A 25,460-nucleotide genomic window follows, 5' to 3' on the forward strand; every position below is an offset into this window, starting at 1 on the left:
TTTATGCACGCGCGTGGAAATCCCGACCGCCACCGTCAGCGCCAGCAAAAGCTGAAAACGCAGGTTGATACCCGCGTGGCGGCGGCTACAGAGCAAAGAGGTATTCTGATCGTCTTTACCGGCAACGGTAAAGGCAAATCCACTGCCGCCTTTGGCACCGCAACGCGCGCCGTCGGGCATGGTAAAACCGTCGGCGTCGCGCAGTACATCAAAGGCCAGTGGGATAACGGTGAATACAACACTCTGCAACCGCTCGGCGTTGAGTTTCACATCATGGGTACCGGTTTTACCTGGGAAACGCAAAACCGGGAGGCGGATATTGAGGCGGCGTCGGCCGTATGGCATGAGAGCAAGCGGATGCTGGCCGACCCGGGCTACGATCTGGTGGTGCTGGATGAACTCACCTATATGCTGGCGTATCGCTATCTGGATACTCAGGAAGTGATTGCCGCTATTGTCAATCGTCCGCCCGGGCAGAACGTGATTGTCACCGGCCGCGGCTGCCACGCCCGATTGCTTGAGCTTGCCGATACGGTCAGTGAGCTGCGCCCGGTAAAGCATGCCTTTGACAAGGGCATTCAGGCGCAGGTAGGAATTGACTGGTAGTCTTACCCGGCTCGCGCTGCGCTTAGCCGGGCTACGGGTTCACAGCGTTCTGCGGGCCGGTAGCCCGGACAGGTGCGCCAGCGCCGCCTCCGGGGAATGCGCCCGGCCTGGTACCTCGGCGCGGCTTCTTCCCGGCGGCGCTGGGCTGACCGGGCTACGGGTTCACAGCGTTCTGCGGGACGGTAGCCCGGACAGGCGCGCCAGCGCCGCCTCCGGGGAAAGTGCCCGGCCTGATACCTCGGCGCGGTTTCTTCCCGGTGGCGCTGCGCTGACCGGGCTACGGGTTCACAGCGTTCTGCGAAACGCCATCAGGCAGCCGACACCACCGATTTTTGCAGCAGCCACTCGCGGAATACCTGTAGATGCCGGGATTCCGCTTTATCCTCCTGCCACGTCATAATAAAGCGGTTTCCGGTACGAATCGGCACATCGCAGGGGATCACCATCTCGCCGCTATCCAGGTCATGTTGAATAGCAAAACGCGGCAGCAACGCAACGCCCAGGTTCGAACGCACCGCCGCAATCAGCATCGAGAGCAGGTCAAAACGCGGACCAATGTTGATCTGCGGGCTGGTGATATTCGACAGCGCAAACCACTCCTGCCAGCCGTGAATTCGCGTGCTTTGATGCAGCAGCGGAAACTCGCTCAGCAGCTCCTCCACCGCCAGCTTCTGCCCGGGTTCGGGCAGCAGCCCGCAGCCGCACACCGGCAGAATTTCCTCTTCGAACAGATACTCAACCTCCGCCCACGGCGAGCAAAAATCCTCGCGCATAATGGCGGCATCGTACTCGCGGCTAAGAAAATCGCCAATATTCGCCAGCGAATGAATATTGATTAGAAGTGAGATAAATGAACAGGGATAAGCGAGATAATTGTGGGATTCTGTGGCTGTCTCGAGGATTTATTGGGATTGTTACTGTAAAACTATTACATACAGTGAAAAAGAAATCGGGCAGAGAAATTTCTTCATCTGCCCATAATTTTACTCGTTATCACCAAAGGAAAACAACTGTGGTTGGCGGTGAGCCATCACTTGTTTGTGTACTCGGTGAATCAGCTTCCGTAACCCCCGTTCAGTAATGCCATATTTCGTACTTAACTCAGCCCAGTTGTTCCCCCGGAACTTTTCATAAATCTGCATATCACGCAGAGACAGCTTATATGCGTAGTCACGAGGAAAGGTGAAGTTTTGCCCGCCAAAGTGAGATGCCAGAAAATCTGCCACAGCCAGCCCCAATTGTTCAGCCTGTTCGGATGATAAACCGTAATCAACGCCGGTCTCAGTAACATGGTCGGCAACTTCAGACAGCAGTTTATGCCGCTTATGCTCCATTGGTGTTGTCATGGTGACCTCCAGAAATCACTTTGCGCCCTGAAGTTCTTCCAGAGCCTTACGTTCGCGAGTCTGCCACTGCTTCAGTGTCTCAATCACACGGCTTGCTGCCGATGTATTGAGCCAGTCAAGGCGGCTGACGCCCGTAATGCGATGCACGTAGACGTTGATTGCCCGTTCGGTGCGGTCGTGAATAAAACCTTCGTCAGCCATTTCCAGCCACAGCGCCCGAATTTTCTTCGACTGGTCGTCGGTGGCCGTCAGCTTCTCTTTCTTCTGAGTCCGGACCTTAAACCCGATTTTTTTCATCGCATCGAGGATCTGGTTCAGCTGTTTGATATCCATTTCTCGCGTGGATTCAATACCAGCGTAGGTGTTCAGTAACTGGCGATACGTATCTTCATCCATTCGCAGCTCACGCTTTGCTACATGGATGATTTTAATCAGCTGAGTTCTAATCATTTGCCTGCCTCCTGATTAATATGCAAACGCGGTTCACCATCTTTCGGTTCAGGCCACTGCCGCGTTTTATTCACCGCCAGTTTTTCGATCATCGCCTGGGTAATCTGCTCGTCAGTGATGCCAGCACGGCGTTGCGCATCCCACAGCAGGAATTGCATATCAGCCCACTCCGAGAGGTCGCCAGGCTCTGCTGCAGCTTCCAGCGCTTCTTTGCTGAGATGTTTTAGTGGGCCAACGGGGCCGACGTTGCCGAACGTATCCTGTGACCATTCGGCGTGCTCGTGGCGTACCTGGTCGCGTTCCGGCGTTGGCTGCGCGTGACGATAGAGCGGGATACGCCTGTGGGATGGAACTCGGTCGCCATCGGAAATTTGATACCAGTTTAGCGGTCCATCCTCGTAGAATTCACCAACCGGCTCGCTGCCCATTGCGGCCAATGCTATTTCAAACGCTTGCAGTATATTTTCACGTTCGTCATCCCAACTTACTGAACCGTTATCGCGTCTGGTTTGGATGTCAGAAATTGTTTGCTGTAGCCACACTATGGTTAATTTTTTGGTGTTCATAGATTAGACCTCATATTTCCAGGAGTGACGGAATAATTCTGTCGCATCACCGCAATTAGCCATGCATGGATTATCCAGTTTTCGACTTCCGCACTGGCCATATTCAACATCAACCCAGTCTGAAATGTCCTTGTCAGTGGCATTATCAGGAACATCGATCTCCAGTGTTACGATGATAGTTTTCACGATTTAACCTCTTCAGACTAAGTTAAAAATAAAGAAAAGCATTAAAGTTCCTGTTACTGTGCCAATAATTAACCACCAGAATTCTTTACGCTCCCGCGACGACTGAAACCGGGAGGCATCAGCTATGAGTTTTTTATTCATATATGAAAACCTCTTACGGTTTATTAAAATAATCCAGAGCAGCGATAACGGTGTAATAACCGATAAACCCGACTGCAACCCAGATGACGATGCAGCCCAGCACGCACAATAAAAGGATATTACCGACAGTCAGCTTCATGACTTGTACTCCAGAGAAAGGGCAGAATCTTTACCGGATACGCCGTGATTTAAACGCGCTTTTAATCCCTCGTTAAATCCCGCTTCCGCTGCATCCTGATCACCCCGGCATTTTTTAGCTTCACGGGGTTTCAGATCGGATAACTCCTGCTCTTTCTTCATCTTTGCCAGAAAGTTCGCCATCAATGTTTCTTCGGTTTCAGTCACTATAAATGGCTCTATAGCCTGATACGCACCTTCAGCCCACCCTTCGCAGAACTGGTCTGCGCGGGCTGTTTTAGTGGAAGGCTTTATATTCTTACGCAGAGAGCTAATAAAGGTACGGCGGGCTTTGACCATCTGGCGGGAAAGCACATCAAAGGCATAAGCGGCAATTTCCGGGCGCTCATCCGGACCATAAAAAATGACGGTATTTTGGTTCTGGCTGTTCATATAGTTGCGGCGGAAAGAGTAATAGCAGTTAACACCCATAGCACGGCAAATTAACTGGCCCAGAAACGTCATATAACGGGGGATGCTTTGTGCATGGGATGGCGCACCTTTACTGGCCTTGCTGGTGATATCTATCAGATCGATATCATTCTGGCTCAGCTTGTGTTTACGCATCAATGCCTGCGCCTGATTGAGCGCAGTGGCCGCTTCATGAGAATTCGAGCTGCGACGGGCCAGATTCAGGAGCTTTTTGATTTTAGCCAGGTACTTTTCAGTTTCATTTGTCATTTTCATCACCTGTCAGAGGTTGTAATTCAGCGGTGGGAATAATGGCTTTATAAGAAAGCACGCAGTAAGGGCATTTCAGCGTCAGATCGACACACCACGTACCATCCGAGTTTTTCATAATGGTCGCTTTTTCAAAATCCAGATCATCGACCGGATTGTCACAACGTTTGCATAACAGAGACATTTATTCTTCCTCCCGCCAGACTTCCCCACAAATCAATAAAGCGCCCGGTGAGCGCTCATGAATGACGTCTGCGACCAGCTCGCAGGACTGCTTATTCAGATAGATATCTTCAGTAACAGGCAGTGCGTCACAGGCATCTGTTCCGCAGGCTGATACCAGTAAAATAAAACCGGCTAATGTCAGCATAAATAGTCCTATTGCTAAATCCGGCGTGCAGAATCCCACGGCACTGACGCCGGATTAAAAATAAACGGAGAAATAAATTAAATGGCAGCGATATCTAACGGTATATTAACCAGCTTCCCGGACTTATCTTTCTCCCGGAAATTAATATAGGTTTTGGACATGGCCACCTGCAGCGATTCCGATATCGCATCCATTGCCTTAATCCAGCGCTCATCCTGAATTTTTACCCTTCGCAGGGAGAGAATACGCCCGGTATTAAGCTGCCCCTCTTTATCAACCTGGAAGGCATCGGTGACAATCGCCTGCAGATTGGCATTAGCACCTTTCGACCAGTCGGTAACACATTCATCAAACAGTTCCTTGGCTATCTGCAGCTCCGGCCCGAACGTCAGTGTTTCCTGTACACGGATGGTAATTTGCTGGCTACCGTCAAAAGTGGGGAATGTCACATTGCCCTTGGCACCGCCTCGCGTTCTGCCGAATTTTTCTGCCACAAGGTCAAGCCAGGCATAGCATTCGTTAAATGCACGGTCTTTAAATTCACTCAGCTCAGCACTCTTGGTCTTCGCCGCAGCAACCTGCTCCCGGACAAAACTGTCCATTGCCAGATCGTAATCAGAAATCTGGCTTATCGGAACCAGCCGACCTTTACGGTCTTTCATATATTCATCTTGATTAATCGTCGTCATAATATGGCCTCGATATTTAATGTGATTTTCCGCCGGGCATTAAAATATCCTCTTCTACCCGATAACCGCTATTTTTAAGCTCGCTGAGAACAGACTCCTCAACGCAAGGTTTCAATGATTCCAGTATGGATAATTCACGTTCGCATGCATCATTAGTGTTTGCGCCCTGCATTTTGCAATAAATACCCCCTCTGGGAGTAAGCGCGATATAAATCTCAAATTTTATTGCCATATTGATTTTCCTTTAGTGAAGTAATGATTCTGACCAGATAACCCTGCAACCATAAATCTCAACTTCCCCCTGGCGATAACGTCCCTGATGGTCAATACCGGTCATGGTATAGCCCGACTTTTTCCCCCTGAAATGACTGACGCACGGACTGTCGCGAGAAACACGAATAACCGGCTTTCCTGAATAAATCATGATGCTGGTGACAGGCGTATTCATTGCATTGAGTGCCGCAATGGCATTCATCAAATCAGCCAGCTGTTTATTAACGTTCGGTATTGTTTTCATTTAAACCGCCTTAATAACGTCGGCATTAACAACCGGAACACCGAGCTGTGCCGCCATATTCATGGCTGCAATCACAAGATTGCTGACCGCCAGAGGATATAACAGGCTGACAACCCCTCTGCGACCGCCGATATTGTTACTGAGGCGGGCACGGATGGCGTCGACAGCGGTGTTATCCAGCACATCAGTTATTGGTTTTCCGGCACGTTCGAATTTGAACTTCAGAAAGTGTTCCAGCTCAGTGTCCAGTGGCAGCAATTCAACCACTTCGCAGCGCTGAACCACCTCACGGACTTCCTGGTTACGTTCGGACAGCTTCATCGCCAGTTCCGGCTGGCCAATCAGCACGATGGACAGCAGCTTTTTAAAGCCATGCTCCAGCTCAAAGAAGCGCTTCAGGTGCTTCAGTGTGGGCAGCGGCAGTGAATGTGCCTCCTCAATCACCAGAACGTGGCTGTAACCGGCGTTGCTGGAGTCCTTCAGTACGCGGTGTAACTGGCGAAAACGGGCCTCCTGACTGCGTTTGACGTTCTCCAGAGGCGCAATGGTGTTAATGATGGCTTCGGCGATGCTGGCCGCTTTCAGGGTCTTCCCTTTGTTGTCGTTGTCTTCCATCGCGATAATATAGGGCTCAATGATGATGACCGGCGCATTTTCGCGGTGAATACGCTCAATCAGGTCGCGGCGCAGCGTGCTTTTCCCCGCGCCAGATTCCCCGATAACCGCCATAAATCCGCCAAAACGGGCCGTCTGATACAGTGCCTCGCGGACATAGCGAATATCAGGCGTGGTGAACACGTCCTCTGAACTCTGCATGGCGTCATCCGCGAACGGGTCACGGAAAATGCCGAATTGCTTTTTGGTGACTGGATTTAATACCTGTTTTGCCAGTAACATATTTTCGTCCTCTTCGTTATTTGCCTGTTGCGGGACGGAGGTACTGGCGGGTTCCGCCGTCAGTACCTCATCAAACGCCCGGGATAATTCCTCCCCGAGCCCGCGTGATGCCAGGAATGTCATAATCTTCTGCCGCACTTCTTCAGGGCGACGCTTCGGCCAGATGCCGTGGTTAATCAGCTGTGAAACGGCGGGCTGCGAAACCGCTGCTGCTGCAGCGACTTCCGTCTGTTCAATACCGTGCTGTTTCATCAGGTCTTTCAGTACCAGCATGGGTGCCTCCCGTTAATGGCCGTTAACGATGCTGAGTCGTGGCGCTTTGTTCCCGGCCAGCTCCTGCGCGATGGCATCAATATCTTCTGCCGGAACGCCTTGCGGAAAGCGGCTGACCAGCTGCGCGTAGTGTTCCGGGAACCAGTTATGGCCAGTTGCCGTCAGACGCTCACGCAGTAATTTTGCCGCCTCAACATGGGATAACGGACGCTGCTCGATGCGCGGGCCTCGAACCAGACTTTCCTGGCCGCGTTTTGGCAGGTAGGTCGGGTGATCGTCGCGTTCAATATCAAGATAAGGGTTGAAACGGCCCCCGAACGGCAGGGCTTTGCCTTTTCTCGCGGCCTCGGTTTCTTCCTTACTGGTCGTGCCGAAGACGTGCTGCTCAACTTCATCAAGATGCTGCTGGGCAACGGTCTGGGGCAGCGGTTTAAAGCTCTCACCGATAACCGGGGCATCAACAGCAAAGCCGTGTTCGTCTTTCTGCACCTCGTCAACCAGGAAGAACGATTTCAGTCCATCCTCACCGGTCATCACCACCTGAGCCTGATCGTCCCGGTAGAGGTTGCGGGCAACCATCACCCGGTCATTCACACAGACACCCGGCACAGAGGAAACGTCGTACTGCCGCCCCCGGAAACGTACCCGGATAAAGCTGTCCACCTTACAGCTGACCGGCGCTGACACCGCTGCTTCACGGCAGACCTCAACAGAGGGGGCCTTGACCAGCTGCTCTTCGGTGATCTGCAACCATTTATCCGTGCGGGCCATGCCGTAACGGCTGTGAATGGCCGTGCGGTTGAACTTCATCCGCCACAGACGCGCCAGGCGGTTCAGTTCGTCGATGCTCTCCACCCGGCAGAAGCGCAGGCCATGTTCGAAATCCCGTTCCAGAATGTCACGGGCTTTTTCCACCGAGCCGGTGGCCCGGGCGTTGCGGGCTTTGTGCGCAATCAGCCTGATACCCAGCGCCTGGCACAGGTTGCCCATCGTGGGGGACTTCAGGGCTGCGCCGGGGTCTGTGAACAGTACCTTCGGCACCCCGTGCAGCACGTCAGCGCCGCCGCGCTCCTGCATCATATTGATGAGCACCGAGGTGAAGTTCTCGGTGGTTTCGCCGCCGAAGCGGTACTCCAGGTAGATCCACCCGGTGGTGTGGTCGGTTCCTTCAAAAGACCAGACGCGGTCATTGACGACTTTGGCCACGTTGGAGGGTTTATTCTTGTTGAACTCTTTCTCATCCATGATGCGCAGTCCGGTATCACCTTTAACCCCTTTGGCCGGGTTCTTGAGGTAATAAAGAACGCAGATAGACGCATCCAGCTGCCAGACGTGGTTCGGGTGGCGGCTGGCCAGCTGCACTGCCGGAGCCGGTGCCCGCAGCTGGTCAGGGTGCAGGCGGTACTGTCGCAGGGCGCGGATAATGGCGCTGGCCGACAGCGGCACAATCTCACCGGTGGTCTCATCAAGCCTGCCGCTGACGATCAGACCGTTGTCACGCAGGCTGTTGATGGCTTTTTCCACGCTGAGGGTACGTTTACCCGTCCCACGGATGGTTTCCATCAGAGTGCCGGAAATGGTCATCGCCTCCTCGCGGGTCAGCGCGGAATCACCGGCGTCAGAGCGCTGTTTTCTCGGCTTCTGCAGGCGGACGGCATTCAGTTTTTTGAGCAATGTGGCACGTGACATACACAATTCCTCGCAGGCTGCCTGATACACTGCTTCTTTTTTGCCATGCCCGGCAGCGCTGGCCGCTTCGGCGATGGCAACAAGACGTTGAGTCAGTACTGGATTCATTGCATCCCCCTTAGCGGCGCAGCAAAGTGCCCTGCGCCTCTGGTGAGGCAATAACAGCGGTGGTTTTATCCATTATTTTCATCCTCTTGCTGTGCTTCTTTTACCCAGTCCGGTATCACGCTGGTTTCGCGGGCTTCCGGCAGGCTGAATTCCTGACGCAGCTCTTCAAACTGCGCCTGAAGGTCATCAAGTAGGCCCGCCATCATGCCGGTATGGTTGATGCCGGTGCGTTCGGTGTGCTCGGTCAGGGCGTTGAAACCGCTTTTAAGGTCAAAGAACGCGCTGAGAACTCCGCTTTTAAAGCCGGTGACTTCCGTTTCAAGCGCCACGCCTTCTTCGTCCGGTGTTTCAGTGGTGGTGCGGCGAACCAGGCGGGATTTAAGTTCCTCTTTTTCATTGCGCATCGTGCCGAGTTCTTCTTTTTTCTCGGCCAGCATCTGGCGACTGATTTCAAGGTCGGTCTTCAGCTCTTCCTTCTCGCGGGCATGTTTGGCGATCATCTCTTCGGCCAGCTCAAGCAGCGCGGTTTTGTCACCTTCTTTAGCCACCTCAATCAGGGCGCTTTTCTGGTCTTCCGGCAGGCGGCGGAACTGGCGCAGTTCGCGGTAGCCGATGCCCATGCGGGACATGGATTCCAGGGCTTCTTCGCCGAAGGCGGTAAGATTGGCAATATCCAAATCGGCTTTATCCGCAGATATTCCGAGCACACTGCAGAACTCATCCCATGTGCCCGAAAACTCCGAACCGTTCGGTGTCTTCTTGCCTTTGAGGTTGCGGTATAGCTTGTTTTCCTTAACAAAAGCCAGTTTAGAAGTCCGAACCGTTCGGGAAAATTGCTCAAACGCATCAGCCATCTGAGCCTGACCCAGTAGCTGGTTTAGCAGGTCTCGTTCGTCATTCATCTGGCTGCTAACAGTGGCCATCAGATTCTGGGTGGCTTCCAGTTCAGGGCTGAGGGTTGCATCAGGTGCCAGTTCAGTGGTTTGTTGCTTAGTTCGGGCCATTCTTGCTTATCCTTAATTAGCGACTGCCAGCGATAATGCGCTGATTCAGTTCATCAATACGCCCCTGAGCGCGGGCAATTTCATTACTATGGGCAACAGCGATCTGCAGAACCTGCACACTAAGTGCAAACCTGCCGTTATCGAGCTTCTGGGCAAGCCCTTCGTCTATCAGGGTATTGAGGGCGCGGTTGATATTGGCCGGAGACTCATCCAGTGCTTTCGCCAGTTCGCTGTTGGAACGGCCACTGAGTGAAGAGCCTTTGAGCGCTTTGAGAACCCGCAGGATACGGCCACCGGATGTGGATGTGATTACCTTGCTCATGTCACATACCTCTTTTCTATATATGAAACACTGTTACACTTATTGCAGGTTCTTCAGGCTGCAACGTTGCCGGGTTTGAGCCCCAGCTTGACGGCGATCTCGTGCGATTTACCGTAATTGGCTTTGGTCTGGCCATTAAGTACCCGGTAGACCTCATTCCGGGAGTAGCCATGCTCTTCAGCCCACTGGGTGAAAGTGATCCCCCGCTGGCGAAAGAGTGATTTGACTTGTTCTGCAGTCATCGTTGTCCCCTTTATTGATGCAATGATGTTTGCCTTATGTGTGTTAGATTATGGTGCAGAAAACCTCACCAGTCAATTTTAAAGTGCAGAAAAACTCACATGATCGGTTTGCGTATTAAAGAAGAAAGAGAGCGGTTAGCCCTTACACAGCAAGGGTTGGCGGATGCTATTGAAATAGCAAAGAGAACGTTGATTGATTGGGAAAAGGGAAGGACATCACCAAATGCAGTGCAGTTATCTGCACTGTCTGCTATGGGGATAGATGTTTTGTACATAGTTACAGGTATGAGGAATGCGTCGCTACCAACAGTTACGACAGAATCTTCACTAACTAAACGTCAGTCGGCTTTGCTTGATAATTACGAGAATACAGATGAAGCTGGCAAAAAAATCATTGAGGCTACTGCCGCTGAAGTTGCGCAACAGATCGGTCTCATGAAAAAGTCAGGCTAATCTTTGAGTTAAGGGCATGGAACATGGATACCGTTCGAATTCAATATGGTTTTTTTATGGGAAATAGATTTTTTCTCCTTCTTTTAATTATTGTTTCGACCTTGATTCTCTCCGGTTGTGACAATGCTCAAAAAGCCGGAACTAATTACTTGGCGCAACAAATGCGTGACCCAGACTCTGCAAAGTTTCGTGACGTACAGACAGTTACTGATTCTGCTGATCCTTATGTTCAAAATATCTGTGGTTTCGTGAATGGCAAGAACCTCTTCGGCGCTTACAGCGGTGAACAACGTTTTGTCGTCAAGGTGTTCACTGGCCCCCAAAAATCAACTTTTACCCCCTTGAGTTTCGTTGTTGAAGGTGACGACAACCAGTCTCGTCGGGCTACAAAGGATTCGAACAAAACAACCCACCCGCAAACGCTTTTTGAAGAACGATACTGGAACAAACTTTGTATCACCAATGAGCGTAAACCTACATATTCTGGTGTTAGCTGGAAGACGCCCTTCGAGCTTTGCAGAGATAAGATACTTTCCTCAATAGAAATTAAAGGAGATGTGCCAGTGGTTGAAGCCCAATCCGTTGGTGGTGATACAATTCTTGAGTGGTATGGCGATAATGAATTCTTTGTACCGACATCAACACCACATGAGATGGATTTGCATAGTGTTCGTTGTGTTGTGAACAATGATTCTGGGGAGATAAGTGAGTTTCATATATTTTAATCTGTTTCAGGTTGTCAATAGTGCAACTGTTCCGATAACGAGATCGCCTTCAATTTATAGGCCACCACTTATATATGGTGGCCTTTTAGTCAAACTAATCAGAAATTGCAGATAATTAGCTCTCGCTTCAGTTCAGCTTTACCCGTTGTCTGGAGGTTGTAGCGGATATCGACTGTCTGAATCCGCAGCCCGGCAAAGGTTTCCCTCATTTCCTCAATATCGTTCACCGATATAACCATTTTCCCGCTGATGGTTCGTGCCAGTTCCGCCATGCGCTCGTATTCCTCCAGCCTGAATTCGACGCCATATCCCTCCGTTTTCAGGTACGGCGGATCACAGTAAAAAAGCGTATGTGGCCTGTCGTACCGCTTAATGCAGGTAGCCCAGTCAAGGTGCTCAATGGTGGTTCTGGAAAGTCGCAGGTGAGCCAGCGACAGTTCTTCTTCGATGCGCAGCAGGTTAAGGCGTGGTGCACTGGTAGTTGTGGTGCCAAAGGTGTGATCGGCCACTTTGCCGCCAAAAGCCTGTTTCTGCAGGTAGAAGAAGCGGGCCGCCCGTTGAATGTCGGTCAGTGTTTCTTCCGGGGTATCCTTCATCCAGCGGTATATCTGGCGACTGACCAGCGCCCATCTGAACTGCCGGACAAACTCATCAAGGTGATGCTTGATCACCCGGTACAGGTTAATCAGCTCGCCGTGAATATCATTGATGACCTCAACCTTGCTGGGCTCTTTCATGAAGTACAGAGCCGCCGCGCCGCAGAACGGCTCCACGTAGCAGGTGTGTGACGGAAATAACGGAAGAATATGTCTGGCCAGGCGGCGTTTGCCCCCCATCCACGGTAATACCGGCAAAAACTGAGATTTCATATTCTGTAAGCCTTTTTCATTGAATGAAAATGCAGTAGGCTTAATCTGTCTCGCGAGACGGACTGAGCCATGATGTGACTCACAGGAATGCGCTGTGCGTTACTGGCCTGCGGGATGTTCGCGCATCCTGCAGGCCGCTCTTTCTTTGCCTTATCATCCTGACCTTTGTACCTCTGCAAATATTCTGCCCGGGGGCAAATTACTCCTTACCCCGACATACCGCACACTGACTCCTGATTTATTCAGCCTTTTGGCCTTCTTCAGGAGAACCATATGTCACTACTTCACAAGGTCCGCCATCAGCGGCTGCGCAACTGGATCGTCCTTGCCGTTGCGCTGCTGGCAGCTATCGCCATCATTTCCCCGGAACAGCTCGGTGTCACACTGTATAAGCTGTCGCTGGTTTCCATTGCTGCCATTCTCGGCTACCACCTTGATCGGGCACTGTTTCCCTATGCCAGTCCGGGTAGCTATCTGATAGATGACTGGAAAGAGAATCTCGGCAAGCCGGTACCGGTGAACCGCAATGAGCCTGAGTTCCCCGTGGCAACGGGTTACGAGCTGATTTTTGCCGCTGTTCTGCTGCGACGGGCACTGATTGTCGCGGCGATCTGTATCGGCGTGACGATGGGGCTCTGACAATGATCCGACTCGCGCTGTCCCTCATCCTGCTTTGCCTGCTGAGTGGTTGTCACCCGGTCTTTGCGGCCAGCATTCCGGTTGAGGCCCGACAATACCAGCGCGAGCTGACCCGCAATGCCCGTGCTGTCTGGGGGCTCAACGCCCCAGTGTCCACCTTCGCCGCCCAAATTCATCAGGAATCACAGTGGAATGCCCGCGCCCGTTCTCCGGTCGGGGCACAGGGGCTGGCGCAGTTTATGCCCGCCACTGCCAGCTGGATTGCCGGTATTTACCCTGAGCAGTTGAAAGACCATCAGCCGTACAACCCGTCATGGTCCATGCGGGCGCTGGTGCAGTACAACCACTGGCACTGGCAGCGTATCACCGGCACCGCCAGCGACTGTGACCGCATGGCTTTTGCGCTGTCGGCCTATAACGGCGGTCTGGGCTGGGTCCAGAAAGACCGGAAGCTGGCCACCAGTCGCGGGCTGGATGCCAGTCGTTACTGGAACCAGGTCGAAAAGGTGAATGCGGGCCGCAGCGCTGCCAACTTTCGCGAGAACCGGGGTTACCCCCTGAAAATAATCTACACCTGGCAACCGCGCTATCTTACGGCGGGCTGGGGACCGGGAGAATGTCATGACTTCGACTGAATGGGTGAAAGTGATCGCCCGTTATCTGTTGTGGGGAGCGCTGATACTGGGGTCGGTCTGGTTTATCTGGCGTCAGGGATACGAACGCGGGGAAGCGGATGTGCGCATTGAGGTCGCGAATCAGAAGACTCAACAGGCCGCCGATTCCCTGAATCAGTTTATCGACGGGGCCAGGCAACTGACTGCGCAGGCGAATCAGGCCAGCACCTTACTGGCACAACAAATCAACGCCCGCCAGCAGGCGGATGAAAAATCTACGGAGGCCATTCGTGAGGCTCTCAAAAAGAACGCTGCCAGTCGTGCTGGTTGCAGGTTTGATGCTGACGTCATGCAGGAACTCGCCGGAGCCCGGGAGAGAGCAGCAACAGCCGCTTCCTCGGGTCTTGCCAGCGAGGATGACCGTACCATGTCCCCGTCCGGTGTTTCCGGCAAGTAGCGGCATGGACGATCTCGCGGTGGCTCAGAAGCAGTTATATGACCAGTATGGCCTGTGCGCCGGTCAGCTGGTTGAAGTCATCAAGTGTGCCCAGGAGGGTAACTGTGGGAATAAATGAACTGAGATTCGACTGGGCATTTTTGCAATGGGCAGTGATGGCGGTGGTCGGTGTCTATACCTGGCTGATTGGTCGCCAGTCCGCCAGTCAGAAGGAATTGCTGGAGCTGCGCACCCGCATCACCACCGTTGAGGCGCAAATTAAATCGGTGCCAACGCAGTCGCAAATCACCGAGCTCATCGCAAAACTGAGCCGTACTGAAGCCCAGATGCACGGGATGCAGGAGCAGATAGCGGCCACCTATCGTCGTACTGAGAATATTGAAGCCTATCTGCTGCAGAAGAAATAACGGAGGACCCATGAACTTTGCCAGTTTTTTGCGTGAGGACCAGCGCCTCGTCATGCTGCGTTTTTTATCCGAAATGCCGAGCTACAGCTCCAACAGTTCCGTCATTTACCAGGCACTGACCCGCTATGGCCATGCGCCCAGCCGCGACCAGATTAAATCAGAGCTGCGCTGGCTTGAAGAGCAGGGTCTGGTGACGGTTGAAGATATCGGAACGGTGCTGGTTGCCCGCCTGACCGAACGCGGCGCTGATGTGGCTGCGGGTCGGGCGATTGTGCCTGGCGTGAAGCGTCCCGGCGCGGGGGGCTGATATGGGAAGAAAGTCCACGATTCACCGTCTGGAGCCTGACGTCCGCGCCCATATCGAGCGCCGCCTGCGGGAAGACCGTATGACGCTGGATGAGCTGCTGGCTGACATTCACGAACACTTCCCGGGCGAGGACGCACCCAGCCGCAGTGCGCTGGGTCGTTATAAGCAGACGTTTGGCGAAATGGTCAGTCGCATGCGCGAGCAGGACCAGATGGCCCGCCTGCTGGTGAGTGAGCTGGGAGAGAATCCCGACGAACGCGCCGGAGCCCTGATGGTTCAGGCCGTCACCACACTCACCACCCATGCCGCCTTTACCGCTCAGCAGGCCGAAGACCCGGACATCGACACGGTGCGCCATCTTGCCCGTGCCGCCAAAGACGTCCTGCAGTCGCGCAAGGCCAGTCTCGATGAGCGCCGCGAGATTGAACGTGCCGCCCGCGAGCGTCTGTTGCGCGAGCAGGAAGAGAATCTGAAAGAGACCGCCAGAGCGCAGGGGTTAAGCGAAGACCAGGTACAGTTCTGGCGCGAGCGTGTCCTGGGGATCAAGTGATGAAACCATTAGCGTCCACCATCCGTACCGTTGAATGGGACGAGCTTCCGGCGCGGGCCCGGGAAATCCCGTTCGGCTTCAACCCGTTTGCTGACGGTGTGCTGATGGCCCACCAGGTCGAATGCCTCAAATTTGATGTGTCCATTCTGGCTATCCCGAAGGGGCGACGTACCGGTATCACCTTCGCATGGGGGCTGAATTCCACTCTGATAGCCGGTGCCCAGAAAGTGGCTGGCGGTGATAACGTCTATTACATCGGCGATACCAAAGAGAAAGGGCTGGAGTTCATTGGCTACGTGGCCAAGTTCGCCCGCGTCATCGCAGCCCAGCAGGCGCAGGACGTCTCAGCGATTGAAGAGTTCCTTTTCGAAGACCAGGACGAACAGGGTAATACCCGGATGATTGCTGCCTATCGCGTCCGCTTCGCCAGCGGGTTCCAGGTGGCTGCGCTCTCTTCCCGTCCGGCCAACATCCGAGGTCTGCAGGGCGTGGTGGTTATCGACGAAGCGGCATTCCACCAGGATGTGCAGGGCGTACTGGATGCAGCGACCGCACTGCTTATCTGGGGGGGGCGTATCGTTATCATCAGTTCCCATAACGGTAAGAACAACCCGTTTTGTCAGTTCTGTAATGATATTGAGGCGGGCCGCTATGGCGATGATGCCGCCGTATTTACCGTGACCTTTGATGATGCTGTCGCCAATGGCCTGTTTGAGCGGGTCTGCGCCATGAAAGGCGAAGCGGCAACCGTCGAGGGGAAAAAGACCTGGTATAACCGTATCCGTAACGCCTATGGCCCGCGTAAAGCGGCGATGCGCGAGGAGCTGGACGCCATCCCGCGTGACGGTAACGGTATCTGTATTCCCGGTGTCTGGATCGAACGGGCCATGCCGGAGGAACGGCCCGTCATCCGTCTCGCGCTGGATGATGACTTTATCCATATGACCGAGGCAGAGCGAGCGGCATGGGGTAATGACTGGATTGACAGGGAGCTGCGCCCGGTGATGGCAGAAACCCTGAACCCGGAGCTGCGCCACGTGTTTGGTATGGACTTCGCCCGCCACCGTCACTTCTCCTCCATCGTACCGATGGCCATCATGCAGAACCTGTGCCGCGATGTCCCGTTCCTGCTGGAGCTGAACAACGTGCCTTCAGCGCTGCAGCAGCAGATCCTGTTCTGGCTTATCGAGCATCTTCCCCGCCAGTCAGGCGGTGCGATGGATGCCACCGGGCCGGGGATGGTGCTGGCCGAGTACACCGCTGACCGCTATGGTCGCCCGCGTATCGCGGAGATTAGCCTGAACCGCAAGTGGTATGGCTTCTGGATGCCGAAATTCACCGGACTGTTTGAGGACAGCATGATCATCCTGCCGCGCGATGAGAACACCGCACAGGACCTGCGGGCAGTGGAAAACATCGATGGCGTGCCGATGGTGGCCAGCCTGGAGAAAAAAGACCTCAAAGACCCCGAGCTGGTGCGTCACGGCGATACGGCCATTGCCGGTTGCCTGGCGAACTATGCTGCCCTGAATCTGGCCACTGAGATAGCGTTTGAGTCCACCGGTGAGCGCGATATTTTCCGCGTGCTGTCAGGCTTCGGCGACAGCAGCAGCGCCGGGGAATTCACTGACACCGGATTCGGTACCGTACGTGGCATTAATGACTTTGGAGGATTCCTGTGAGTCGCAAAAAACAAAAAAGACAAATGCCATCAAAACCCTCATCCACATCACGTCCTGAACTGGGGCGCGAGTTTGCCTCGACCGGTGACGGGCGCGATATCACCCGCCCGTGGATTGGTGCGCTGGCATTATCCGATGACAGCGTTCTGCAGCATCGCGGCGCACCTGACCTGAAGATATACCGCGAGGTACTTAGCGACGATGAGGTCAAGTCGGCCTTCAGCCAGCGTCAGGATGCACTGATATCCCGTGAGATTAAGGTTGAGGCCGGTGGCGAGCGCCCGGTGGATATTGAGGCGGCAGACGCCATGCGCCAGCAGATAGACGCGCTGGGCTTCGACCGCATCACCCGTCTGATGCACTATGGCGTGTTCTATGGCTATGCGGTGTCAGAGCTGATTTATGGTGTCCGGGATAATTTATTGTGGATTGACGACATTAAGGTCCGCGACCGTCGCCGCTTCCGTTTCAGCCCGAAAGGCGAACTGCGCCTGCTGACCCCACAGAATATGATGGCCGGTGAGCCCTGCGAAGGGCCATATTTCTGGTCATTTTCCACCGGAGCAGACCACGATGATGAACCCTACGGTCTGGGACTGGCACACTGGCTGTACTGGCCGACATTCTTCAAACGCAACGATATCAAGTTCTGGCTGATTTTCCTGGACAAGTTCGGGATGCCGACCGTTGCGGGGAAACATCCCGAAGGGGCCACGCCGGAGCAGAAACGTAACCTGCTGGCGCTGACCCGGGCCATTTCGACCGACAGCGGCGTCATTATGCCCGAGGGGATGAGCGTCGAACTGATGTCAGCGGCCCGTTCCGGTGCCGCTGACTACCAGGCAATGTACAGCGCGATGAACGAGGCCATCCGCCGCGTGACGGTGGGCCAGATATCCAGCTCAGGTGGCGCGGCAAAGGGTATCGGTGGAAACGAGTCTCTGCAGGACAAAGTACTGGACTCCATCGTCAAGGCCGATGCGGATGTTATCTGCGAGTCCTGGAACCGTGGCCCGGGGAAATGGTTTACCGAGTTTAACTTCCCTGATGCCGCAGTGCCGGTGGTGTCCCGCGTCTTCGAAGAGGCGGAAGACCTGAAAGACCGGGCTGAGCGCGACAAAACCATCAGCGAGACCACCGGCTATCGTCCGACGCTGGCCACCATTAAAGAGACCTATGGCGGTGAGTGGGAGCAGAAGCCTGAGCCGGTATCATCTGCCCCCCGCGCCGCTGCGCCGTCGTCATTTGCGGAGCATGACCCGGACCATAACGAGATCGCCTCGCTGATGGCCGGTCGCCTCAATACCGAACTGCGCCCGGTCATGGACGGCTGGATCAATCAGATAAAAGCGCTGGTTGACTCTGCTGAGACCGCCGACGAGCTGCGCGACGGTCTGACGGCACTGATACCCGATATGTCGCTTGATGACTATGCCCGCATTCTGGGTGAAGCCATGTCCGCTGCCGCCCTGGCAGGACGCAACGATCTGCTGGAGGAAATGAATGGCCGGTAACGTCAGCTATGGCTCGCTGCCGTTCAGCGAGCAGATCGAATTCTTCCGTCGCAAGTTCAACACGAAGACCGATGCCTGGACAGACGTCTACGGCTCCGCGCATGACAGTGAGTTTATGGTTGCCGGAGCCAACCGCGATGCCCTGCTGGCAGACCTGCGTACCGCAGTCGAGAAAAGTCTTGACGGTGGTACGCTGGAAACCTTCCGCAAGGATTTTGCGGCCATCGTTGCGCGGTATGGCTGGAGTTATAACGGCGGCTTTGAGTGGCGCTCCCGCACTATTTACGAAACGAACCTGCGCAGCGCTTACATGGCCGGGCGCTACCAGCAGCTGATGGACATGCGCGACACCCATCCCTACTGGGAGTATGTCCACAGCGATGTGGTTGAGCATCCCCGCCAGGAGCATCTGGGCTGGAACGGCATGGTGCTGCGGGCAGATGACCCGTGGTGGATTTACCATTTCCCGATCAATGCCTGGGGTTGCCAGTGCAGCGTGATTGCCCGCACCGAAGACGACCTGCGGCGCATGGGCAAAGACGGTCCGGATACTGCGCCACCGGTTAAATTCATTGCCCGCGTGATTGGCCAGCGCAGCCCGGGTGGCCCGAGGACCGTTATTGTGCCGGAAGGGATTGACCCGGGGTTTGAGCATACCCCGGGCCGCAGCAGGTATTTCAGCGAGGTGCCACCGCCCCGTGGCGGCAGTCCGGTCGGCGACGGACCGTTCACGCCGGTGGCGGAAGCGCCAGCCACAGCGGCACCGTTGCCAGCGCCCCGTCCGGCTCCGGTGCCTGACGATGATACTGACGCGGTAGACGCCTTCCTGCAGCTGTTCGGCGCGACCGGCGATCAGGACGCGGCGTTCCGCGACCCGACAGGCCAGCGCATCGCCATTGGCAGCGATATGTTCGCATCGCCGGAGGGTCAGGGTCAGATACCGCTGACACTGGCGCAGGCACTGAAACTGGCAGAGACCATTCAACACCCCGATGAAATCTGGGCGCAGATTGTCTGGTTGCCGGAAGAGCAGCAGTCGCTGGTGAGGCGTTATTACCTGGCCCGCCTGCAGCAGGAAGGTGAGGCGAACCCACTGTCCGTAGTGTTCGCCACCGGGCGCGATGGCTGGGCCGGTAATATTTCAACTGACGATACGCTGCTGCAGTCGCTGCGACAGGGTATCCGCCTGTGGTCGCGGGAGGACTGACGATGTCGGGTGTGACGCTGACGTTTGATGCTCAGGATGCGCTGAGCCGACTGTGGGATGCCCGGACCGAAATGATGCGCCCGGCACCGCTGTTGCGTTCAATGGGAGAGCGCCTTCTGGAGTTTCACCAGCAGCGTTTCACGGAGCAGATATCGCCGGAGGGCGTACCGTGGCAGGAACTGTCGGCCCGGTACCAGAAGCGTAAGCGGAAAAACGCGGACAAGGTTCTCACCCGCGACGGCTATCTCCGAAATACCCTGCGCTGGCAGGTGAATGCCGATGAGCTGCTGTTCGGTACGAACCGGGTCTATGGTGCCATTCACCAGTTCGGCGGTACCATCGAAATCGCCGCCCGCAGTCAGCAGGCGTATTACCGGCAGAAGAAAAACGGCAAGGTTGGCAGTCAGTTCGTCCGAAAGTCGAAATCAAACTACTCACAGTGGCACACCATTCCGGCCTACAAAATCACGATCCCCGCCAGAAAGTGGCTGGGTGTGTCAAAAACGGAAGGGGAAACGCTTATCGATATGGCGAAAAACTACCTGCAGGGGGCGTTTAACTGATGTCGCCGTCAGACGCCCTGTAACGCGTTCTGGTGGTCGCCTGGCTACGATGACGCAATCTGTGCTGGCGACCCGTATTATAATACGTTTTAATACGGTTCCCGGCCCTTTTCCTCCCCAGCGCAGGCCCTCAGATTTACCTTCCACCTCATTTTTATCTGCCCGTGGGCAGATTACCCCCTGAACACGTTTCGTCATGATGTCGCCATAACCCCTGACAACCAGAATGACGACAGCCATGACGACGAGCACAGCTAAAGCGACACTTGCGGTTTTTGCCCCCGGCACCCACACCGCGATGGATGGCCGGACCATCACGTTCACCCCTGAAGACTGTATTGATCTGGCCAACAGCTACGACCCTTCAGTATCGGAAGCCCCGTTTGTCATCGGGCACCCGAGCCTGACCGCTCCGGCGTATGGCTGGGCGGAACGCCTTGAGTATCGTGATGGCATCGTCTATGCCGCACCGCGCCAGGTGAATCCGGCCTTTGCGGAAGCCTTCAACGCGGGCAGCTACAAAAAACGCTCCCTCTCTATTTATCAGCCTGACAGCCCCGGCAACCCGAAACCCGGTCATTTCTATGCCCGCCACGTGGGTTTTCTGGGGGCTGTCCCTCCTGGCGTCAAAGGGCTCCCTGATGCGCAGTTCGCAGAGGCCAGCGGCGATAACGGCCCGCTGGAGTTTGCCCTGCCGTGGGAGGCCGACAATCTGGCCAGCCTGTTTCAGTCGATTCGCGACTGGGTGATTCAGGAGACAACCATCGAGCAGGCCGATTCCATCATTCCTCAGTGGCGTATCCAGTCGATTCTGGACTCGGCAACTGATGAACGTAAGTCAATCTCACCACTGGCATATGCCGAGGAGACCAATGTGGACCCGAACAAAAAGACCCCCAGTACGGCGACGGACTTCGCCGAGCGTGAAGCCGCGCTGGCAGCACGTGAAGCCAAACTGGCTGCAGACGAGGAAGTTGCCCGTACCCGACAACTGGAGGAAAAACGCACTGCCACCGTGGCGTTTGCCGATGGTCTGGTTAAGGGCGGTAGCATTCTTCCGCGCCAGAAAACAGCCATTGTCGAAGTGCTGATGAACCTGTCCCAGGAGCCGCTCTCTTTCTCTGAAGGGGAGACGACTATCAGTCAGTCGCCGGAGGCACTGCTACGCGAGATCCTCAGCACTAAACCTGCCGTCGTGAATTTCAGCGAAAAAACCGGCACGGCTGATGATCCTGTCGATTTCGCCGATGCTTCCGCTCTGGCCACTGCCGCACAGAACTATCAGGCAGAGCAGGCTAAACAGGGTCGCACCATCTCCATGACGGACGCCGTTAACCACGTGAAGAAAGGAGCCCAGCAATGAATATTCCGGGTCTGATCACCTGCCATAAGGCAGAAGTGGCACTGGCTGCGCGTCGTATGGTCACGCATGGCACCGTGCCGGACGAAATCACTCTGGCCGTCGATGGCAGCAAACTGATTATCGGTGTCACCACCCTCGTTGCTGCCAGCGTCGGGGAACCCGCTGATGTGGTCCGCAGCCAGCTGACCCCGGTTATCTATGGCGGTGATGTTGTCGCTGGTGACCCGCTGACGGCTGATGCTGATGGTCGTGCCGTTCCGGCCACTGCGGGTCAGTTCTATCTCGGCTTTGCGGAGTATGACGGTGCCGAAGACGATCTCGGCTCTGTCTGGATTGCACCGGGTCAACTGGCCGCTGCTGCAGCCGGTGGCGGTTGACAGCAGCGCCCTGGGTAACAACAGAATTTTTCATCTTATTTTTCCGGAGTAATTCAGAATGGCCAAAGCACCGTTTCCGATTGACCCCCACCTGACGGCGATTGCCATCGGGTACCGTAACCTCTCCCTGATTGCCGACAGCGTATTACCGCGCGTGCCGGTGGGGAAAGCCGAATTTAAATGGTGGAAGTTCGATCTCGGTCAGGGCTTCACCGTACCGACCACCACCGTCGGACGGACGTCACAACCCAATCAGATTGAGTTTGATGCAGAGGATGAGACCTCCTCGACCAACGACTACGCCCTTGATGCACCGGTTCCGCAATCCGATATCGATAACGCTCCAGCCAATTACGATCCGCTGGGCCGTGCGACCGAGCGCGTGTCCGATATCATCATGCTCGACCGCGAAGTCCGCACCAGCAAAGCGGTGTTTAACGCAGCCAATTATCCCGTGGGTAATAAAGAAAACCTGGCTGCTGCTGACCAGTGGGACAACGACGCCAGCAAGCCAATCAGGAAGATTGTCACTGCGCTCGACAAGATGATCATGCGTCCGAACGTGGCAGTACTGGGACGCTCTACGGCAACAGCCCTGCGTCAGAACCCGTCAGTCGTGAAAGCCTATAACGGCACGCTGGGTGAAGATGGCCTGGTACCGCTGGACTTCCTTCGCGGCCTGCTGGAACTCGACGAAATCGTCGTGGGTTCGGCGTTCGTCAATATCGCCCGACCGGGCCAGAAGCCGGTGCTGGTACGTGCCTGGGCCAACCATGCCGCCTTTATCTACCGTAATCTGCTGGCCGATACCCAGGGTGGCGTGACCTTCGGCTTTACCGCGCAGTTTGGCTCCCGTGTCTCCGGTTCCATTCCTGATCCGGACATGGGGATGCGCGGTGGCCAGCGCGTCCGTGTCGGTGAGTCCGTGCGTGAGCTGATTGTGGCTCAGGACTGTGGCTACTTCTTCCAGAATGCCGTATCGGCATAAGCGGAGGCGAGTGATGGCCGTGACCTGGTATATCTCCCTTGCTGAACTGGCTGACCGCCCGGGTGCGGTCGAACTGTCTCAGGTGACTCAGCTTCCGGGCAAGCCTCCGGCCCGACCGGAGCTGCTGGATGCGGTGTTGCGTGGGGAAGAGACCACGTCATGGCCTCCTGCTGAAGTGGCGGTGGCCCTTGAGGTGGTGGAACGCATTGGCGGTGCGGTGGAAGAAGCCCAGAACCTGATTGACGGCTATCTGCGCCAGCGTGGTTACACCCTGCCGCTGGTGAAGGTCCACCCGATCCTGAGTAGCTGGGGCCGCTCCGTCGTGCGCTACAAGCTGCATCAGCATCGTATTTCTGATGAACGGACAGACCCGATTGTCCGTGATTACCGCGATGCGATGAAGCTGATGGAGCAGCTGGCCAACGGCAAATTCAGCCTCGGCGCAACCGATACGCAGAAACCCGCTGGCGGTCCGCCGATGGTGGATGGCCCCGGTCGCACGTTCAGCATGGACTCACTGAGGGATTTCGGAAAATGAGCAGCGAACCGTTTTCCATCAGCCTGATCGTCGAGCGGCTCCAGCCATTGACGCCGGAGCCGCTGAGCTTTCTCGGCACCATCGTCGAATACAGCCAGGTGACGGAACTGTCAGGATTTGCGGTCCCCGGCGCGTATGTCCTGATGGGGCCTGAGCGCGGTGTCCCGGGGAACGGAAGCCGGGCACAGGTTGCCGAGGCGGTCTTCGGTGTGGCCGTTGCCGTGCGCAACTATGGGCAGGGGGCCGACGGTCTGACCCATGAAATCAGCCCGCTGATTGGCCAGATTCGTGAGCAACTGATTGGCTGGGTGCCCGGCAAGCTTGCAACCACCGGTATCCAGTGGCTCAAGGGCGACATTCTGGACTATGACGGCGGCACCCTGCTCTGGATGGATACCTTCCAGGTCAATCATGTTATCGGAGGCAGACGATGCCCGACGTAAAACTCCTGCAGCCGCATACCCATCAGGGTAAGCGCTTTGCAGCCGGTGAAACCATCACCGTGACCGAAGCCGAAGAAGTCTGGCTCCGGGACCATCAACTTATCGGGGTTGCCACTCCGGTCGTAAGCGACACTCAGGGCAACCGTGGCAAAAGTAAACAACAGGAGCCGGAAGACAATGGCACAGCTTGAAACCTACTACTACGGCCAGGGGAAAGTGTTTCTGGCCCGTCGTCTGGCTAACGGGAAGCCCGGTGCATTCCGCTGGGTTGGCGATGTGTCGGCCTTATCGCTGGCGCTGACTGTCGAGCGTCTTAACCACAAAGAGAGTTATTCCGGACGCCGGGGCACGGTACGCAGCTTTGTCACCAACCAGGACGGCACGCTGACGTCAACCTGGCACGATCTGGCCCCGGAGAATCTGGCCGTGGTGCTTTACGGTGAGCAGGTTGTGATCCCCGCAGGCACCATCACCGGCGAACTTCTACCGGCAGGTATTACGGCGGGTGAACGCTACATTCTGGACCATCAGCGCGTCAGTGACGTGGTTATTGGTACCCTGGTGGAAGGGACCGACTACGAAGTGGATTACACCTACGGGGCGATCACCTTCCTGACCGCTCAGGCAACGGCACCGTCCGTGAATTATGAGTATGCAGGTTCGGTCAACACCACGCTGTTCACGCAGCAGCCGGAAGATTTCTACCTGCGTTTTGAGGGGATCAACCTTGCCGAAGGCGGTGCGGCGAAGATTCTGGAGCTTTACAAAATCTCCTTCTCCCCGGCCTCTGCGCTGGCGCTGATTCAGGGTGACACCTCGCTGGCCGGGCTGGAGACCACCTCCACCGTGCTGTACGACAATGCCCGCCCGGACGACCCGACCATCGGTCGCTTTGGACGCGTCATTGATGTTGCGGAGCCTGTCGCATGAGCAAGCAGAAACCCGCCGATACCGAAGACGAGCTGAGCGTGCTGCTCTCGACCCGCAATATCACCATTGCGGGCCGGGGGCTGGTTATCCGCGAATACACCCTGGTGGATATGCTGCAGTTGGGCGACAAACTGGATGCGCTCACCCACAGTCTGGCGGAGGTAATGCAGACACCGTGGCCCCTGATTGAAGAGATTGAAGCCGTGCTGCGAAAGCACGCCGGTGATATCCCTGAACTCATCGCCTGTTCTGTGGACCAGCCCGTTCAGTGGGTGGCGCTGCTGCCCGCCGGTGAGGGCCAGAGCCTGATTGACTGGTGGTGGACCCAGAACCGCCGTTTTTTTATGAACGCTGTCGTCCGGCTGGAAACCATCAGGGCAACACGGGCGAAATTGTCGGCTTCGGCAGCATCTTCGCAACCCTCATCCGGGCCGGACACGACCCGGGCAGGCTCGGAACCTACACCCTCCGCCAGCTGACGCTGTATTACAGCGAAGCGCTACGGCAACACCGGCAGGCGTGCATTGACCGCGTATTTGATGTCAATGCCGCATTTGCCGGTGGCAATAC

37 protein-coding genes and 2 pseudogenes are annotated in these 25,460 nt (G+C 55.5%); 21 read left to right on the forward strand and 18 right to left on the reverse strand.

The annotated features are described in order from the left end of the window. Window positions 1-3 precede the first annotated feature (3 nt). The gene (gene cobO / locus CMQ96_RS17235) at window positions 4-606 is read left to right on the forward strand and encodes a cob(I)yrinic acid a,c-diamide adenosyltransferase (RefSeq protein ID WP_004133429.1); all 603 of its coding nucleotides are present in this window, start codon (window positions 4-6) and stop codon (window positions 604-606) included. A gap of 308 nt (window positions 607-914) precedes the next feature. Here the strand turns inward: cobO and CMQ96_RS17240 are convergent. From CMQ96_RS17240 to CMQ96_RS17315, 17 genes and pseudogenes are all read right to left on the reverse strand, one after another. Next, a pseudogene (locus tag CMQ96_RS17240) lies at window positions 915-1,445 on the reverse strand (LysR substrate-binding domain-containing protein); the annotation flags it as partial. Window positions 1,446-1,589: 144 nt separating this feature from the next. Next, window positions 1,590-1,952, reverse strand: a complete 363-nt coding sequence (locus CMQ96_RS17245) for a Mor transcription activator family protein (protein ID WP_255256989.1) — start codon at window positions 1,950-1,952, stop codon at window positions 1,590-1,592. 15 nt (window positions 1,953-1,967) lie between these two features. Beyond that, window positions 1,968-2,402: a gp16 family protein gene (locus CMQ96_RS17250; protein ID WP_098067054.1), complete on the reverse strand. Its 435-nt coding sequence runs from the start codon at window positions 2,400-2,402 to the stop codon at window positions 1,968-1,970. A gap of 8 nt (window positions 2,403-2,410) precedes the next feature. Further along, a pseudogene (locus CMQ96_RS17255) lies at window positions 2,411-2,734 on the reverse strand (DUF550 domain-containing protein); the annotation flags it as partial. Between the two features lie 237 nt (window positions 2,735-2,971). Next, window positions 2,972-3,154: a hypothetical protein gene (locus CMQ96_RS17260; protein WP_098067055.1), complete on the reverse strand. Its 183-nt coding sequence runs from the start codon at window positions 3,152-3,154 to the stop codon at window positions 2,972-2,974. Between the two features lie 154 nt (window positions 3,155-3,308). Beyond that, on the reverse strand, window positions 3,309-3,434 hold the full coding sequence (locus CMQ96_RS28905; protein ID WP_255256990.1) for a hypothetical protein: 126 nt from the start codon (window positions 3,432-3,434) through the stop codon (window positions 3,309-3,311). Then, on the reverse strand, window positions 3,431-4,153 hold the full coding sequence (locus tag CMQ96_RS17265; RefSeq protein WP_098067056.1) for a DUF2786 domain-containing protein: 723 nt from the start codon (window positions 4,151-4,153) through the stop codon (window positions 3,431-3,433). Before CMQ96_RS17265 ends, CMQ96_RS28905 begins: the two co-directional genes overlap by 4 nt. Continuing rightward, window positions 4,143-4,337: a hypothetical protein gene (locus CMQ96_RS17270; protein WP_040223796.1), complete on the reverse strand. Its 195-nt coding sequence runs from the start codon at window positions 4,335-4,337 to the stop codon at window positions 4,143-4,145. Before CMQ96_RS17270 ends, CMQ96_RS17265 begins: the two co-directional genes overlap by 11 nt. Further along, a complete protein-coding gene (locus CMQ96_RS17275) occupies window positions 4,338-4,523 on the reverse strand; it encodes a hypothetical protein (RefSeq protein ID WP_025712886.1) in 186 nt (61 codons plus the stop codon). A 77-nt stretch (window positions 4,524-4,600) separates the two neighbouring features. Continuing rightward, window positions 4,601-5,212: a DUF3164 family protein gene (locus tag CMQ96_RS17280; protein WP_098067057.1), complete on the reverse strand. Its 612-nt coding sequence runs from the start codon at window positions 5,210-5,212 to the stop codon at window positions 4,601-4,603. 16 nt (window positions 5,213-5,228) lie between these two features. After that, window positions 5,229-5,444 carry a hypothetical protein gene (locus CMQ96_RS17285; RefSeq protein WP_098067058.1) on the reverse strand — a complete coding sequence of 72 codons (216 nt, stop codon included), beginning with the start codon at window positions 5,442-5,444 and terminating at the stop codon, window positions 5,229-5,231. A gap of 12 nt (window positions 5,445-5,456) precedes the next feature. Then, entirely contained in the window at window positions 5,457-5,729 is a 273-nt protein-coding gene (locus tag CMQ96_RS17290; RefSeq protein WP_016808601.1) for a hypothetical protein, read from the reverse strand. Continuing rightward, the gene (locus tag CMQ96_RS17295) at window positions 5,730-6,899 is read right to left on the reverse strand and encodes an ExeA family protein (RefSeq protein ID WP_098067059.1); all 1,170 of its coding nucleotides are present in this window, start codon (window positions 6,897-6,899) and stop codon (window positions 5,730-5,732) included. A 12-nt stretch (window positions 6,900-6,911) separates the two neighbouring features. Further along, window positions 6,912-8,696, reverse strand: coding sequence for a DDE-type integrase/transposase/recombinase (locus CMQ96_RS17300; protein ID WP_098067060.1), 1,785 nt, complete (start codon window positions 8,694-8,696; stop codon window positions 6,912-6,914). A gap of 65 nt (window positions 8,697-8,761) precedes the next feature. After that, window positions 8,762-9,700, reverse strand: coding sequence for a hypothetical protein (locus tag CMQ96_RS17305; RefSeq protein WP_064392212.1), 939 nt, complete (start codon window positions 9,698-9,700; stop codon window positions 8,762-8,764). A 16-nt stretch (window positions 9,701-9,716) separates the two neighbouring features. Continuing rightward, window positions 9,717-10,022 (reverse strand): helix-turn-helix domain-containing protein, encoded by a 306-nt coding sequence (locus CMQ96_RS17310; protein ID WP_040223801.1) that lies wholly within the window; start codon window positions 10,020-10,022, stop codon window positions 9,717-9,719. 53 nt (window positions 10,023-10,075) lie between these two features. Then, window positions 10,076-10,264, reverse strand: coding sequence for a DNA-binding protein (locus CMQ96_RS17315; protein ID WP_016808596.1), 189 nt, complete (start codon window positions 10,262-10,264; stop codon window positions 10,076-10,078). Between the two features lie 99 nt (window positions 10,265-10,363). On the opposite strand from CMQ96_RS17315, the gene CMQ96_RS17320 reads away from it, so the two are divergent. Beyond that, window positions 10,364-10,717 (forward strand): helix-turn-helix domain-containing protein, encoded by a 354-nt coding sequence (locus tag CMQ96_RS17320; protein ID WP_098067061.1) that lies wholly within the window; start codon window positions 10,364-10,366, stop codon window positions 10,715-10,717. Window positions 10,718-10,740: 23 nt separating this feature from the next. After that, the gene (locus tag CMQ96_RS17325) at window positions 10,741-11,442 is read left to right on the forward strand and encodes a hypothetical protein (protein ID WP_098067062.1); all 702 of its coding nucleotides are present in this window, start codon (window positions 10,741-10,743) and stop codon (window positions 11,440-11,442) included. 98 nt (window positions 11,443-11,540) lie between these two features. Here CMQ96_RS17325 and CMQ96_RS17330 read toward each other — a convergent pair whose 3' ends face one another. Beyond that, entirely contained in the window at window positions 11,541-12,311 is a 771-nt protein-coding gene (locus CMQ96_RS17330) for a DNA adenine methylase (RefSeq protein WP_040223804.1), read from the reverse strand. A 273-nt stretch (window positions 12,312-12,584) separates the two neighbouring features. Between CMQ96_RS17330 and CMQ96_RS17335 the strand changes: the two genes are divergently transcribed. The 18 genes from CMQ96_RS17335 (at window position 12,585) to CMQ96_RS17420 (ending at window position 25,369) form a co-directional block, all read left to right on the forward strand. Continuing rightward, complete coding sequence (locus CMQ96_RS17335; protein ID WP_098067063.1) at window positions 12,585-12,950, forward strand: putative holin; 366 nt, start codon at window positions 12,585-12,587, stop codon at window positions 12,948-12,950. Window positions 12,951-12,952: 2 nt separating this feature from the next. Next, window positions 12,953-13,585 carry a transglycosylase SLT domain-containing protein gene (locus CMQ96_RS17340; protein ID WP_176518990.1) on the forward strand — a complete coding sequence of 211 codons (633 nt, stop codon included), beginning with the start codon at window positions 12,953-12,955 and terminating at the stop codon, window positions 13,583-13,585. After that, the gene (locus CMQ96_RS17345; RefSeq protein WP_098067065.1) at window positions 13,572-14,021 is read left to right on the forward strand and encodes a hypothetical protein; all 450 of its coding nucleotides are present in this window, start codon (window positions 13,572-13,574) and stop codon (window positions 14,019-14,021) included. The genes CMQ96_RS17340 and CMQ96_RS17345 overlap by 14 nt, the downstream gene beginning before the upstream one ends. A gap of 104 nt (window positions 14,022-14,125) precedes the next feature. Next, the gene (locus CMQ96_RS17350) at window positions 14,126-14,428 is read left to right on the forward strand and encodes a DUF2730 family protein (RefSeq protein ID WP_032742847.1); all 303 of its coding nucleotides are present in this window, start codon (window positions 14,126-14,128) and stop codon (window positions 14,426-14,428) included. 10 nt (window positions 14,429-14,438) lie between these two features. After that, complete coding sequence (locus CMQ96_RS17355; protein WP_016808585.1) at window positions 14,439-14,735, forward strand: hypothetical protein; 297 nt, start codon at window positions 14,439-14,441, stop codon at window positions 14,733-14,735. 1 nt (window position 14,736) lies between these two features. Next, on the forward strand, window positions 14,737-15,285 hold the full coding sequence (locus tag CMQ96_RS17360) for a phage protein Gp27 family protein (protein ID WP_065810886.1): 549 nt from the start codon (window positions 14,737-14,739) through the stop codon (window positions 15,283-15,285). Next, window positions 15,285-16,967 (forward strand): hypothetical protein, encoded by a 1,683-nt coding sequence (locus CMQ96_RS17365; protein WP_064392229.1) that lies wholly within the window; start codon window positions 15,285-15,287, stop codon window positions 16,965-16,967. The genes CMQ96_RS17360 and CMQ96_RS17365 overlap by 1 nt, the downstream gene beginning before the upstream one ends. Before the next feature lie 23 nt (window positions 16,968-16,990). Further along, on the forward strand, window positions 16,991-18,481 hold the full coding sequence (locus tag CMQ96_RS17370) for a DUF935 domain-containing protein (protein ID WP_098067066.1): 1,491 nt from the start codon (window positions 16,991-16,993) through the stop codon (window positions 18,479-18,481). Continuing rightward, a complete protein-coding gene (locus CMQ96_RS17375; protein WP_049084419.1) occupies window positions 18,471-19,688 on the forward strand; it encodes a PBECR2 nuclease fold domain-containing protein in 1,218 nt (405 codons plus the stop codon). The genes CMQ96_RS17370 and CMQ96_RS17375 overlap by 11 nt, the downstream gene beginning before the upstream one ends. A 2-nt stretch (window positions 19,689-19,690) precedes the next feature. Beyond that, the gene (locus tag CMQ96_RS17380) at window positions 19,691-20,251 is read left to right on the forward strand and encodes a phage virion morphogenesis protein (protein ID WP_065366227.1); all 561 of its coding nucleotides are present in this window, start codon (window positions 19,691-19,693) and stop codon (window positions 20,249-20,251) included. Between the two features lie 238 nt (window positions 20,252-20,489). After that, a complete protein-coding gene (locus tag CMQ96_RS17385) occupies window positions 20,490-21,614 on the forward strand; it encodes a hypothetical protein (RefSeq protein ID WP_047684717.1) in 1,125 nt (374 codons plus the stop codon). Then, window positions 21,611-21,991: a hypothetical protein gene (locus CMQ96_RS17390; RefSeq protein ID WP_064392238.1), complete on the forward strand. Its 381-nt coding sequence runs from the start codon at window positions 21,611-21,613 to the stop codon at window positions 21,989-21,991. The genes CMQ96_RS17385 and CMQ96_RS17390 overlap by 4 nt, the downstream gene beginning before the upstream one ends. 58 nt (window positions 21,992-22,049) lie before the next feature. Continuing rightward, on the forward strand, window positions 22,050-22,979 hold the full coding sequence (locus CMQ96_RS17395) for a hypothetical protein (RefSeq protein WP_064392240.1): 930 nt from the start codon (window positions 22,050-22,052) through the stop codon (window positions 22,977-22,979). Between the two features lie 13 nt (window positions 22,980-22,992). After that, window positions 22,993-23,517 (forward strand): gp436 family protein, encoded by a 525-nt coding sequence (locus tag CMQ96_RS17400; protein WP_016808576.1) that lies wholly within the window; start codon window positions 22,993-22,995, stop codon window positions 23,515-23,517. After that, window positions 23,514-23,960 (forward strand): hypothetical protein, encoded by a 447-nt coding sequence (locus CMQ96_RS17405; protein ID WP_049084415.1) that lies wholly within the window; start codon window positions 23,514-23,516, stop codon window positions 23,958-23,960. The genes CMQ96_RS17400 and CMQ96_RS17405 overlap by 4 nt, the downstream gene beginning before the upstream one ends. Further along, complete coding sequence (locus tag CMQ96_RS17410) at window positions 23,948-24,151, forward strand: hypothetical protein (RefSeq protein ID WP_025712861.1); 204 nt, start codon at window positions 23,948-23,950, stop codon at window positions 24,149-24,151. The genes CMQ96_RS17405 and CMQ96_RS17410 overlap by 13 nt, the downstream gene beginning before the upstream one ends. Beyond that, window positions 24,138-24,890, forward strand: a complete 753-nt coding sequence (locus CMQ96_RS17415; protein ID WP_049084414.1) for a hypothetical protein — start codon at window positions 24,138-24,140, stop codon at window positions 24,888-24,890. Before CMQ96_RS17410 ends, CMQ96_RS17415 begins: the two co-directional genes overlap by 14 nt. Further along, entirely contained in the window at window positions 24,887-25,369 is a 483-nt protein-coding gene (locus CMQ96_RS17420; RefSeq protein ID WP_016808572.1) for a DUF6631 family protein, read from the forward strand. Before CMQ96_RS17415 ends, CMQ96_RS17420 begins: the two co-directional genes overlap by 4 nt. Window positions 25,370-25,460: the final 91 nt, after the last annotated feature.

The organism is Klebsiella sp. MBT K-1, from assembly GCF_002556465.1.
In the GTDB taxonomy this organism is placed as follows: domain Bacteria; phylum Pseudomonadota; class Gammaproteobacteria; order Enterobacterales; family Enterobacteriaceae; genus Klebsiella; species Klebsiella grimontii.